This is a genomic window from Mycobacterium sp. E3251, from assembly GCF_001666835.1.
Classification (GTDB): domain Bacteria; phylum Actinomycetota; class Actinomycetes; order Mycobacteriales; family Mycobacteriaceae; genus Mycobacterium.
The window spans coordinates 59,380-71,377 of sequence record NZ_LZJF01000196.1; the positions used below are offsets into that span (position 1 = coordinate 59,380).

Consider the following 11,998-nt stretch of genomic DNA (forward strand, 5'->3'; position numbering starts at 1 on the left):
GGCGTGCGAGATGGCGGTGATACTGGCCTACGGGTCGCCGGCCCTCGGGCACCTGCTGCCGGTCGGGGCGCTGCTGGCCGAGCTCGTCGCCCGCGGTCACGAGGTTCACGCCCGCACTATGGCGGCCGGCGTCGCGACGATGCGGGGGGTGGGCGTGCACGCCGAGCCCGTCGCGCCCGACATCGAGGCGATCGTCGGCGAGGACTGGCGGGCGCGAAACGCCTTGGAAGTGTTGAAGTCAACCATCGACGTGCTCTGCCGTCGCGCGGTGCTCGAAGTCGAGGATCTGCGGCGCGCGGTCGATGCGGTCCGGCCGGATGCCATCATCGTGGACGCGAACTGCTGGGGGGCGATGTCGGCCGCGGATGCCGGAAGCATCCCATGGCTGGTCTTCTCGCCCTTCACCCCGTACCTACGGTCCCGTGGCGTTCCGCCCTTCGGCCCGGGCTTTCGACCGCTTCCCGGCATCGTCGGCGACTTCCGGGACGCCTCGGTTCGACCGATCGTCCGGCACCTGTTCGACCGGCCAATGCTGCCGCGGGTCAACGCCATTCGCGCTGGTCTGGGGGTGGCGCCGGTCGCCTCGGTCGACGACTTCGTGCGGCGCGCGCCGCTGCTGCTGGCCGTCGGCGGCGAGCCCTTCGAGTATCGGCACCCCGGCTGGGCCGGTTTGGTTCACCACATCGGCGCGTGTGTTTTCGAACCCGCGCAGAGCGCCACGCCGGAGTGGCTCGCCGCCATCGAACGGCCAGTGGTACTGGTGAACACGTCCTCGATCAAACAGCCCGACGCCGCCCTGGGGCGAATCGCGCTGCGGGCGCTGGCAGATGAGCCCGTCCACGTGGTGGCGACGTTCCCCGCGGGCATACCACCCGACCTCCCGCGGCCACCCAACGCGACCATAAGCCGCTTCGTCCCCCACGGGGCGGTGCTGGAGCGGGCCAGCTGCGCCATCACACACGGGGGGATGGGAACGACGCTGAAAGCCCTCGACCGCGGCGTACCCGTCTGCGTCGTGCCGTTCGCGCGGGACCAGGCCGAGGTCGCGCGGCGCGTCGAGGTCGCTCGCTGCGGCACCCGCCTGGCGGCCAAACGCCTCACCGTGGCGCGGCTGAGGGCGAAGGTGCGCGCGGCGATGACGATGGCGGACGGCGCGCGCCGCGTGGCTGCCGGGTTCGCCGCGACCGGAGGTGTGCAGCGCGGCGCGGACCTGATCGAGCAGCGGGTGCTCGGCCCGGCGGCCCGGCGGCCGGTGCGTTAGGCCGGGCGATCGCCGGTCTTACTCACCGGCCTTCGCCGGCCCTTGGCCGGCGCGGGCTTGGCTTCGTTCACCGAAGGTTTGGGGGCCGCCGTGTCGAATTGCGATTCGAAGGTGGACATGGCCTCCATCATCGCCAGGAAAACCCGATGTGCTGCGGCCAGATCGCGGTCGGACAGGTCGGCAAGGGCCGCGCGCAGTTCCGCGCCGAGTGGGGTGAAGAACGAGCGGGCCAGCTCCATGCCGGGTTCTTCGTAACGCAGCAGCGTCTTGCGCCGGTCGACGGGATCGGGCTCGCGCCGAAGGTGCCCGGAGTCGATCATTCGGTCAACCAGGTAGGTGATCGCGGCGGGCGACACGTCCAGCCGTTGTCGCAACTGGGCCGGCGTCAGCGGCGTCCCGGCGGTTTCGGCGACCATGATGTGCAGCAAGGCGTGCAAGTCGGTGCCGCCGACATCGTGCTGACGGGCGAAGTGCCGTCCGATGCGGTCCGATTGCGCTGTGAGTGCGCGCATGTCGGCCGACATCAACTTCTCGAGTTCGGCTCGGTCTAGTCGTCGATCAGAGGCGCCGCGCTTGGTCACTTACCTGTGTCCTTCTGCAAGATTCGCCGCCCAGCGTATCGGCGACCGCCGCGCGCGGTCCGCGTACCCCGCCAAGTGTCTCGCATTTGCGCCGGATTGGCCCGTTCAGGACTTGGTCGGGTCGTGGCCCCAGTTCATCAGGGAGTAGCGCCAAGCGCTCTCGGCGATGTCGCCCCCGGGGCGTTGCGCCAGGTGGCGCCTGGCGTAGCCGACGACCTTGCGCATGTGCGCGTAGTCGTCGGCCGCGAGTTCACTCCGTTTGGCCCGGAGTATCTCGACAATGCGGCGACCGCTGGCGTGGCCGGTCGACTCATCGCCGCCGCGCTTCTGTCCCACACTCTGCGACTGCTCGGTCGCAAGCCACTTCTCCAGCTCGCCAGTGGTCATGTTGACCGTCTTCCGGAAGCTGTCCCAGGTGGTCTCGTCGTCATCGTCGGCCATCTTCGACCTCAGTCCCGGCGGCGCAGCGCGCTGGGTTTGTGCACCGCGTCCGCGCCCGTCTTGTCGCTGCGGACCTGGTACTGCGGCTCGTCTTCGGAGGCGCGCACGGTGCGTCCGGCGGCCTGGGTGTCCGAGGTGATTTCGCGCTCCACCGTTCCCCGAACGGTGCTGCCGTGGCTGCGCCACTCGACCTTGTCGCCCTCCTGAAATTTCTTGTCACCCATGTCGCTTCTCCTTTCAACATGACGGAGCCGCCGCCGGCGTTACGCCACCGCGCGCGGTGGCGGTGACGTCGCGGGCGATGCCGCCGAACACCACGTCGCGGTAGGGCGCTGCCGCGTTCCAAAAGATCTGCCCTGCAAGGCCATAAGGCTGAAACAACGCCCGCTGGCGGTACTGGGATCCGCCGTTGCCGGCGGGGCTCGCCGACAGCTCCAGCCAGAGGCGCCCGGGCAGCGGGATATCAGCGCGCAGTCGGAGCAGCCGCGGCGTGTCGATGCGCTCCACGCGCCACCAGTCCAGGGCCTCGCCCTCGTGCAGTTGCTGCCCGTCCAGCGGCCGGCGCAGAAACCGCACGGCGCCCAGCGCCCCGTTGATCCAGCCGCGCAGGGGCCATTCCAACGGAATTGCCGACCAGTTGCGCTCTGCGACGGCCGTTTGGATGGCCCGCCATAGCGTTTCGGGGTCGGTGCGGCTATGGCGTTGGCGCACATCCTCATACAGCGATCCGCCGGCCCACTGCGGGTCGGTGGGCAGCGGCTGGGAGGGTGCACCATTCATGTCGGCGCGCGACCACCGGGTGCGCAGATCTTTTTCGCGCACGTGCCCCAGGGCGAGTTCGACGGCCTCCTCGTAGTGGGTGAGCCCGCCGTCGGGATCGGGTATGTACCGGGCGATGTCGTGGTTGGCGCACACCACGTCGTTTTCCAGCGACTCCATCAGCGAGACGGCCAGTTGGCGAGGAATTGGGGTGAGCATGTCGACCCACGGCGCCGACAGCCGTGGCGTCAATAGGGGCACAGGCACCGCGGGCCGCCGGGGCAGGCCCGCGATCACGGCGTACTTGCGGATCATTTCGGTGTAGGTGAAGCGGTCCGGTCCGCCGATGTCGAATGGCCGGTTCACCTCCGCGGGCAGCTCCGCCGCGCGGACCAGGTAGTAGAGGACGTCGCGCACCGCGATGGGCTGGACGCAGGTACGCAACCATCGCGGCGCCACGATCAGCGGCAGCCGCTCGGTGAGGTACCGCAGCATCTCGAAGCTGGCCGACCCCGCCCCGATGATGGCGGCCGCGCGCAATTCAACGGAGGGCACGCCCGAAATTCGTAGCAGGCGCCCGACTTGCGCGCGTGAGGCCAGGTGATCGGAGAGCTTCTGCCCGTCGGGCGTGATGCCGCCGACGTAGACGATGCGCGACAGCCCCGCCCGGGCCGCGCACTCGGCGACGTTGCGGGCCGCGCGTTCGTCGAAGTCCACGAAGTCGGGCCGCATCAGCGAATGCACCAGGTAGTACAAGACTTGCTGACCTTCCAGTGCCCGGCCCACGGCGGTGGCGTCGATGACGTCGCCGGCAACGACCTCTACCTGGTCGCGCCAGGCGACGTCGTCAAGCTTGGCGGGGTCTCGGGCCAGCACGCGCACGGTGTGCCCCTTCTCGAGCAGCTCCGGGATGAGCCGCGTGCCCAGGTATCCCGTGGCGCCGAACACGACGCAGTGCATCAATTCGCTCCTTCAGCTGAGCTGTCGTTGGGGCTGGCGGTATGGGCAGGATGCCCCGACGTGCGCCGGCGCTCCTTGAGCTGTGCTTCGTAAACGTGGCGACTACCGGCGGTGAGCCGGCTCCGCACCAGGCGTTCGACTTCTCGGAAGCATCGGTAGTAGCCGTCGTCGTAATCGTCGACGACCTGAAACGTCCACCGTCCCGGTAACACGTTGCGCCCGACGAGTTCGACGCTGATGTGTCGCGCCAGGTCGGAGTGCCCCAGCTCGTTCAGCTGGGCGACCGCGGCGTCGAGTTGCAGGTCGGCCCGCCCGGTCAGCTGGTGGAAGGAATACAGGTGGCCCCGAGCGCGCTCGACGGTTTCGAGGGCCTCGGTGACTTTGCCGACCGCCTCGGCGACGGCGTCGCTCGTTTCTGCGTCATCCATGGCTTCCTCCCCGACCGGTCGTTAAGGCATTCCCCGTGGAATAGGGGCCGAATCCCCGGAACCGGCATCCGTAACTTAAATCACTTAATAGTTAAGTTACTGGAATAACACCCGCTTCGCCAGGATGGTTCACTCGTGAGTGCTTGCCGAGCAAGGGCTTTGGCGCCGGGGATCAAAGCGCCTTGAGATGCTTTTTGGTCGCCCTGCGGAGCTGGATGATCCGCGCTGCGCCGACGAGCACCGTTGTGGTTGCCCCGGCAACCGCCGCCAACAGGTAGCCCACTCCGACGGGCAGGTTCCAGTGGAAGCCAAGGAAGTGGACGGTGATGGATTCGGTGTTCTGCGCGACGAAGATAAGCAGAACGATCAAGATCACCAGGCCGACGACAAGCGCCCACCACGCGGCCGCCAGCCGGGTGAACGATCGCGATGACGGCTCGGTGGGAATGTGGGACTCGGTGCTCATGCTGGTGACTAGCCCCTCACGCAATGGTCCAAACACGTTGAGACCTCGAATGCCCTGTCGTTTAATCCGTCGGCTCCGGGGTATGTGGCCTGCGATGACTGTGAAAGAGGTACCGCAGCGTGTCTGGCGCGGCCGGCGCAAAGTGATGCGGTTACAACGAGACCTGTGGCTTGCGCAGTTGGCCCTCTGGCCGACTTTGATCGTTTCGGCCGTTCTGCTTTCGGCGCTCACTTGGGCCGTGTGGCAACGAACGCGGCAACGCCAGTCTGGCCGGAGTCAACCCGACGCGGTGCCCCCCGGCACGGATGCCTCACGGGCGGGCGCGCCGCGGCCGCAGGCCGGCCTCAACGGCTGACGCGTCTCGCGAACAGGCCCCAGGAGACGGCGGCCGACAGGAACGCGAATGCCTGAGCGACGCCGATGCGGCCGGACGGAACGACAAACCCTGCGACGTAGCGGTCGACGAACCCCGTGCTGGGCAAGGGATCCATGTCGGCGCGGCGACGGGCCCATGATTCCAGTGATGTCAACGGGCAGGGCAGCTTGAGCCCGACGACGGCGGCGCCCCAGGCGACTGCCGCCCGGTGCAGCACGATGGTGCGCGGCCAGCGCAGCGCGAGGAAGCCGCCCGAGGGTACGTAGGCCAGGTAGGCAAGGTGCACGGCGACCGTCACCACGACCGCGGCGGCATACCCTCTTCGCATGGCCGAGCCGTCAGCCGAGGCCGGCACGCACCTGGTAGCGGCGCTCGGCGTAGGCGAGATCGTCGCGCCAGAGCCTGCCGGCCGCGAAGCGCATGAGCGGTGTGATCAGCGGGGCCGCCCGGGACGCCCGCTTGAACCCGGGACGGTCCGAGTACGCGATGGTGGCTTCCAGCACGGCGGTGCGTGGCCGCCCGTCGGGGCCTGACCCGACCGGCGTGGCGTGCGTTTCCACCGTGCTGCCGGTTCCCTCGCCGTCCACGATGCGCATCACGATGGTGCGTGCCTCGGGGCAGCTGAACTCCGCGACAACGGGAACGCCCAGCCGGCCCATCCGGAAGGTCACCGCCACCAGGAACCGATCGATGTGTTCGGTTGGCGTGGTGAGCACTTCGAGCCGGGCGAACGAGTACGGGTGGAACCACGCGCCGTGCCAGGGGTCAAGCCGATTGGCGATGACGTCGGCGGGCTCGCACACGCCCACAGTGCGGGCGACGGCGGCCAGGATGTCGCCGGCCGGCCGGGCCGGGATCACCGGCTCATCCAACGGGGCCTCCCCACCCACGCTGTCGAGCCGCACCCAAACCAGGGTGCCGTCGTCGTGGCTGGGCAAGGGACTCCAGCCGAATTCACCCGCGCGACCATCCAGGGCCAGCCCGTGCCATCTGCAGATCAGAGTGCCGCAGTGCACGGTCCCGGTGGCCAGATCGGCCCCCAGGTGCGGGCAACTACGGGGCCCGACACAAAGCCGGTCGTCGGCGTCGCGCCAGGCGACGAGTTCGACTCCGGCGACCCGGGCGCCGAACGGTCGCCCGGGGCGCACGTCGGCGCTGCCTGCGAACGCGAACCAGTTCCCCGTCGGTCTTTGCTGGGCGCGTTCCAGCGCGCCGTCGATGATGGCCGGCTGCGCGTCCCGGTAGGTCGGGCGTTGCTCGGCCCACGGCGTACGCGGAATCACCTGCAACGGCCAGTCTTTCGCTCGGGTGGCCGGCCACAGGTGTTGCAGCTGTTCACGAATATTCATCTCTGGGCGCGTCCTTCGCGGCTGGCGAGCCATCGCAACAGGGGTGACCGGCCGCGGGTGGGTACCGTGACCAACGGGTGACCGGCCAGCCCCCATCTTCCCAGCAAATGGTTCGCCGCGCACCATCCCGTGGTCGCGGCGCGCTCCATCAGCGCGACGGGCAGATCGACGCGGACGGCGTCGCCGGCCAACAGCAGACCGGGCTGCGGCGTGACCACCGGGGGGCGGTGCGCATACGATCCGGGGGAAAACAGCGGGCAATCGTTGCGTTGCAGGAGCTGTTCGCAAACGACTTGCGCCGCCGCGGTTTCCGGATAGATCTTGTTTAGCTGGCGCAGCATGGCGGCGCGCGACGGCTCGGCATCGAGGGCGTACGAGTGCAATTCGACGACGGACCCGCGGTGAGCGCGTGCCCATTCCGCGGCCTGAAGTTCGTAGCGCTCCAGCACGCTGATGTTGTCCAGTGGTTCGTGGCCGGCCGTGCCCAGGAACGCCGGCCGCCCGGCGTTGACGGGCCGATCGAGCCACAACCGATACACGGCGAATGGCGGTGCGGTGCGCAGCTGCGCGATCTGTGCGCGCCAGTCGTCGGTTGCCAGCCCGGTCGATGCCGCGACGATGCGCTGCAAACCGGTCACGTCGGTGGCGAGCACCACGGCATCCGCCTTGATGTGGTCGCCCGAATCGGTATGCACCCGGAACGGTTCCGACGGCCTCGTGTCGATCTGCGAGGCGCCGGTGCCGAGGCGAAAGCGCACGCCCCGCGCCTCGAGGTAGCGCCGTAGCGGATCCCATAGGGCGCTGTCGTAGTTCGACGTGGGGACGTCGAAGATCAGGCCCTCGGACGATCCGAGGAAGTAGATGTGGAACATGGTCGCCAGTTCAGCCGCGGAAAGTTTGGCGGGGTCGGCGAAGAAGCTGCGGGAGAACACCTCGAATGCGAGATGCCTTGCCGCCTGCGGGAATCGGATGCTCTTCAGGAACGTCGCGGCGTCGAAGTGGTCGAGGCGCTCATAGATTCCCGGCACCGACACCGCCGCCAGGGGCGCGGCCGCGCGAGCGTCGATCTCAAGGAAGTCGCGGAGCCGGAAGGTCGGGCTGCGCGCCGCGAAGGCCACCGCGTTCCACGGCGGGGTCCGCGGCAACCCCCGGAAGGTGTCGCGCCGGCCCGCCCCGTCGATGAGCGGATAGTCGGCCACGGGCGTGAGCATTCGCAAGTGCGGATCGATGCGTCCGAGCAGGGCCCGCAGGTTGTAGTACTGGCGGAAGAACGCGTGGAAGCCGCGATTCATCGCCAGGCCGGTGCCACCGTGCTGCTCCGTCCAGCCGCCCACCCGGCCGCCCAGGTAATGTTCGCGCTCGATCACCTCGACGGCGACGCCGCGTTCGGCCAGTCCGGTGGCGGCGGTCAGGCCCGCGATGCCGCCGCCCACGACGACCACCCGGGGTCGTGACGCCAGCGCATTCGCGTCCGGCAATCCGGTTGTCGCGGGAAGTGTTTCGCGTCGCCGGTCGGTACCGATGGCTGTCATGGCGCATCCGCCAGGAAGGTGTGCACGATGTTGGCCTCCCAGCCGGGCATCGTTTCGCTGTGCACCGCGGTGAAGCCTGCATCGGCGAGGCGGGCGCGGAATCGTGCCGCGCCGTCGAACTCCAGCACGCTGCGCCACAGGTAGCGGTACAGCGCCGTGTCCCGGGTGCGCCACCACCCGGCGGGAATGATGATGCCCCAGCACACGGCATGCCAGATTCGGGTGGCGGCGGCGGAGTCGCGCACCGAGTATTCGTGCACCGCCAGGGTGGCGCCGGGGCGCAGCAGCATCCGGAGTTTCCGCAATTGCCCGTCCCGGTCGGCGAGGTTGCGGATCAGGTAGGCGGCCAGGATGCCGTCGAACGGTCCGGTGACGCCGTGCTCGGCCAATTGCTCGACGGGGGTGTGCACGAATCGCACCGACGGTGGCCAGTCCTTGGCTTGCGCCGCGTCGAGCATGCCCCGGGACGCGTCGACGGCGACGATGTCGGCCTCGGGCGCCACGGCCAGCAGAGCGGCCGTCGAGGCGCCGGTGCCGCACCCGGCGTCGAGCAGCCGTAAGCCCTTGCCGCGGTCGCGGATTCGCATGCGGCGGGCGGAGAGCAGCAGTTGGTCGTGGTAGCCGGGGCTGGCGCCGACCAGCCGGTCATAGGCGGTCGCTCCCGCATCGAACGCGGCCGACAACTGGTCGGGCGTGGGACGCGCCTCATCGACGCGCACGTTGGCGTTCCCATCCCAGCAGCACGGCGGTGGCCAGCGCGAAGCCGAACAAGAAATCCTCGACCGGGATGTCGAACGGGAAACGCAGGCCGGTGATGTGTCGAGGGTCGTAGCTGACGATGGGGGAGCTGAGCTTGGTCAGCCAGCCGTCGACCGGGACCTGGAAGCCGAGAATGATCAGCATCGACAGCCAGTAGGCCGGCCGCCGGAAGAGCCCCGTGCGCAGCACCGCCAATTCCAGCGCAATCACGGCCAATACCGCCGCCACGGCCGGAACGGTGTAGCCCACTCCCGTCATCGGCGGTTGACCCTTTCCAAAATGGTGCTGACGGCGTTGTAGGTGAGCAGCGCGCAGATCGGGATGACGATGAAGAACAGCACCTCTTCGATCGGCACGTGGAACGGGATGCTCAGGCCGGTGATGTAGGCGCCGTTGTACGTCCACACGTGCGCGGCGATGGCGATCTCGTCCCAGAGCAGGAATACCGCGGCCACGGGCCAGACCGCCGTCACCAGCCGGCGCCATTGCCGGTAAACGCCGGGACCGAACATCTCCAGGGGCGCGGTGATGGCCAGGCATGCGGCCAGGACCAACAGATATTGCCAGCGATCGGTCATGCGGCCCCCGGGGGATCCGAAACACCGGGCGAACCATTGCGCGCCCGCCACGACCGTATCAGCCCGATGCCCGCGACCTGCAGTCGTCGAGCCTTGCCGACCGTCGCCCGGTGATTGAAAACCGCGTAGTCGCTTTCTTCGATGCGATCCAGGATCTCCGAGTACAACGCCGCCGCGGCCGCGACGCACGGTTGCGAGCGGGGGCTGAGCATGGCGATACCGGGAGCGGCGAAACGGTAAGTCTCCCGGGTGATCTCGTGTTGGTCCGCCAGCGCCTCCTTGACCCGCGGATCGGTGCGGCGGTGTTGGTGACACCAGGTCAACAGCTCGCGGTCGACTCCGTGGGCGGCCAGTTCGTCGGCCGGCAGGTAGACCCGTTGCCGCAGCAGGTCTTCGTCGATGTCGCGCAGGAAGTTGGTGAGCTGGAACGCCCTGCCCAGCGCGGCGGCATAGGGCGCGGCCTCCTCGACCGGCACCACCGTGCCCAGCACCGGAAGGACCTGCAGGCCAATGGCTTCGGCGGAACCGCGCATGTAGAGGTTGAGCGCCTCGCGGTCCGGATAGTCGGTGACCGTGAGATCCATCCGCATCGACGCCAGGAAGTCGTCGAACAATTCGATGCCGATCCGGTACCTGCGCGCGGTGTGGGTCACCGCGGCGAGCACGGGATTGTCCAAATGGTCTCCGCCTGAAAAGAACTGATCGGCCAGTTGCTGGAGTCTCGTGCTGCGAATGTCGGTGCGCAGCTGGGGATCCAGGTCGTCGAGGATGTCGTCTGCGTAGCGCGCGAAACCGTAGAGGGCGTGCACCGCCGGACGCTGGTCGGGCGCCAGCAGGCGGGTGGCCAGGAAGAAGGTGCGGCCGTGCGCGGCGTTGAGTTCGCGGCAGCGCCGATACCCCTCGCGCAGGCGTGGATCGTCGATTCCGGCCGCGTCCAATTCGCTGCGGATCATGTCAACCCGGCTCCCATGTCGTGGTGTGTCGCCATCCGGTCGGTTCGGCCGGCATTGGAGCCGGTGACGCGGTCCGCGGCGAGCCGGCCCGAGATCAGCGTGGTGGGCACACCGACACCGGGGACGGTTGACGACCCGGCGAGCACCGCATTCTCGACGCCGCGCACCATGTTGGCCGGCCGGAACGGTCCGGTCTGCCCGAAGGTGTGGGCCAGCGCGAATGGGCTGCCCGCGGCCATGCCCTGCCGCGCCCAGTCCGCGGGTGTGACGACGTCCAATACCGTTGCGTCTCCGGGCAACCCGGGCAACAACCGCGCCGCCACGTCGCCGATGAGGTCGTGGACGTAGAGATCGCCGACGCTGCCCCAGTCGATGTTCCCGCGATCCAGGTTCGGTGCCGGGGCGAGCACGTAGAGCAGGTCGCGCCCGTCGGGGGCCAGCGTCGGGTCGCTGGCGGTGGGGCGGGTGACCAGGAGCGACGGATCCCGCATCAGCCGTCCGTCGCGGATGATGTCGGTGAACGTCTGATCCCAGGAGTCACCGAACAGGATGGTGTGATGCGCTGTGTCCGGCGCGACGCGGCGGCAGCCCAGGTGCGCCACGACCGCCGAAGGCGCCGGCCGCAGCCGCACGGGGCGACGCGGTGTGTGGCCCAACAATTCATAGGTCTTCGGCAATTCGGTGGTCAGCACCACCGCGTCGCAGCTGATGGGGTCCAAGCGATCCGTTCGCACGGCGCTGACCCGCCCTCCGACGCGGTCGAGCCCGGTCACCGTCGCGTTGTAACGGAATTGGACCCCGGCGTCGACGGCCGCTGCGGCAAGGGCGTCGGGCAGTGCGCGAACGCCCCCGCGCGGAAAGAACACGCCCGCGATGGTGTCCATGTAGGCGATGACCGCGTAGACGGCCAGAGCGTTGCGCGGCGCCACACCGGCGTACAGGGATTGAAAAGTGAAGACCCGCTGCAGCCGGGGATCGCTGATGTGGCGCCTTACTACGCGATCCCATTTGCGGAACCCGCCGATCGCGGCCAGCCGCGCCGACTGCGGCGTGAGCAACGCCAGCGGGGAATCGAAATTGGCGGCGATGAACCCGTCGAATTCGATTCGGTACAACCGCTTCAGCCACTCGCGCAGCCTCCGGTAGCCCGCTGCCTGCCCGAAGCCAGCGAACTCTTCAATGGCGGTTGCCATCCGGTCGGAATCGGTGTGCACGTCGAGCGCACTGCCGTCGGCGAACACCGCCCGGTAGGCCGGATCAAGCGGCAGCAGCTCCAGGCGACCCGACCGGCTCTGCCCCACGGCCGCCAAAGTCTCATCGATGATGTCCGGCATCGTGATCACCGTCGGCCCGGTGTCGATGCGGTAGCCGTCGATGTCGAGCCGGCCGGCGCGGCCGCCCGGCCACGCTTCGCGCTCGACCACCGTGACCGCCCGCCCCCGCCCCGCCAGGTGCAACGCGGCGGACAGTCCCGCCAGGCCGGCGCCGATCACCACTACGTGCTCGCTGCGTCCTTTGATGGTCCGCATATCAGCATGCTCCCAAACTTGTGGCG

15 protein-coding genes are annotated in these 11,998 nt (G+C 68.8%); 1 reads left to right on the plus strand and 14 read right to left on the minus strand.

Going from position 1 to position 11,998, the window contains the following annotated elements:
- Positions 1-10 precede the first annotated feature (10 nt).
- Positions 11-1,261, plus strand: coding sequence for a glycosyltransferase (locus A5697_RS24770; RefSeq protein WP_067945677.1), 1,251 nt, complete (start codon positions 11-13; stop codon positions 1,259-1,261).
- On the opposite strand, the gene A5697_RS24775 is transcribed toward A5697_RS24770, so the two are convergent.
- The 14 genes from A5697_RS24775 to crtI all read right to left on the minus strand — a co-directional run bounded on the left by A5697_RS24775 (position 1,258) and on the right by crtI (position 11,972).
- Complete coding sequence (locus tag A5697_RS24775; protein ID WP_067945679.1) at positions 1,258-1,842, minus strand: MarR family winged helix-turn-helix transcriptional regulator; 585 nt, start codon at positions 1,840-1,842, stop codon at positions 1,258-1,260. The genes A5697_RS24770 and A5697_RS24775 overlap by 4 nt on opposite strands.
- Positions 1,843-1,947: 105 nt before the next feature.
- On the minus strand, positions 1,948-2,283 hold the full coding sequence (locus A5697_RS24780; RefSeq protein WP_068012356.1) for a DUF3140 domain-containing protein: 336 nt from the start codon (positions 2,281-2,283) through the stop codon (positions 1,948-1,950).
- An 8-nt stretch (positions 2,284-2,291) separates the two neighbouring features.
- The gene (locus A5697_RS24785; RefSeq protein WP_068012358.1) at positions 2,292-2,507 is read right to left on the minus strand and encodes a DUF2945 domain-containing protein; all 216 of its coding nucleotides are present in this window, start codon (positions 2,505-2,507) and stop codon (positions 2,292-2,294) included.
- A gap of 13 nt (positions 2,508-2,520) precedes the next feature.
- Positions 2,521-4,002, minus strand: coding sequence for a DUF2867 domain-containing protein (locus tag A5697_RS24790; RefSeq protein WP_068012360.1), 1,482 nt, complete (start codon positions 4,000-4,002; stop codon positions 2,521-2,523).
- Positions 4,002-4,430 carry a hypothetical protein gene (locus A5697_RS24795; protein ID WP_068012362.1) on the minus strand — a complete coding sequence of 143 codons (429 nt, stop codon included), beginning with the start codon at positions 4,428-4,430 and terminating at the stop codon, positions 4,002-4,004. Before A5697_RS24795 ends, A5697_RS24790 begins: the two co-directional genes overlap by 1 nt.
- 172 nt (positions 4,431-4,602) lie before the next feature.
- Entirely contained in the window at positions 4,603-4,896 is a 294-nt protein-coding gene (locus A5697_RS24800) for a lipopolysaccharide assembly LapA domain-containing protein (RefSeq protein ID WP_067945689.1), read from the minus strand.
- A gap of 344 nt (positions 4,897-5,240) precedes the next feature.
- Positions 5,241-5,600: a DUF2784 domain-containing protein gene (locus tag A5697_RS24805; RefSeq protein WP_067945736.1), complete on the minus strand. Its 360-nt coding sequence runs from the start codon at positions 5,598-5,600 to the stop codon at positions 5,241-5,243.
- 10 nt (positions 5,601-5,610) lie between these two features.
- Positions 5,611-6,621, minus strand: a complete 1,011-nt coding sequence (locus A5697_RS24810; protein WP_068012364.1) for a DUF5914 domain-containing protein — start codon at positions 6,619-6,621, stop codon at positions 5,611-5,613.
- Positions 6,618-8,153: an FAD-dependent oxidoreductase gene (locus tag A5697_RS24815; protein ID WP_068012367.1), complete on the minus strand. Its 1,536-nt coding sequence runs from the start codon at positions 8,151-8,153 to the stop codon at positions 6,618-6,620. The genes A5697_RS24810 and A5697_RS24815 overlap by 4 nt, the downstream gene beginning before the upstream one ends.
- Positions 8,150-8,872, minus strand: a complete 723-nt coding sequence (locus A5697_RS24820; protein ID WP_067945696.1) for a class I SAM-dependent methyltransferase — start codon at positions 8,870-8,872, stop codon at positions 8,150-8,152. Before A5697_RS24820 ends, A5697_RS24815 begins: the two co-directional genes overlap by 4 nt.
- Positions 8,859-9,170 carry a lycopene cyclase domain-containing protein gene (locus A5697_RS24825; protein WP_067945698.1) on the minus strand — a complete coding sequence of 104 codons (312 nt, stop codon included), beginning with the start codon at positions 9,168-9,170 and terminating at the stop codon, positions 8,859-8,861. The genes A5697_RS24820 and A5697_RS24825 overlap by 14 nt, the downstream gene beginning before the upstream one ends.
- Positions 9,167-9,490 carry a lycopene cyclase domain-containing protein gene (locus A5697_RS24830; protein WP_067945700.1) on the minus strand — a complete coding sequence of 108 codons (324 nt, stop codon included), beginning with the start codon at positions 9,488-9,490 and terminating at the stop codon, positions 9,167-9,169. Before A5697_RS24830 ends, A5697_RS24825 begins: the two co-directional genes overlap by 4 nt.
- Positions 9,487-10,443, minus strand: a complete 957-nt coding sequence (locus A5697_RS24835) for a phytoene/squalene synthase family protein (RefSeq protein ID WP_068012369.1) — start codon at positions 10,441-10,443, stop codon at positions 9,487-9,489. Before A5697_RS24835 ends, A5697_RS24830 begins: the two co-directional genes overlap by 4 nt.
- On the minus strand, positions 10,440-11,972 hold the full coding sequence (gene crtI / locus A5697_RS24840; protein ID WP_068012370.1) for a phytoene desaturase family protein: 1,533 nt from the start codon (positions 11,970-11,972) through the stop codon (positions 10,440-10,442). Before crtI ends, A5697_RS24835 begins: the two co-directional genes overlap by 4 nt.
- Positions 11,973-11,998: the final 26 nt, after the last annotated feature.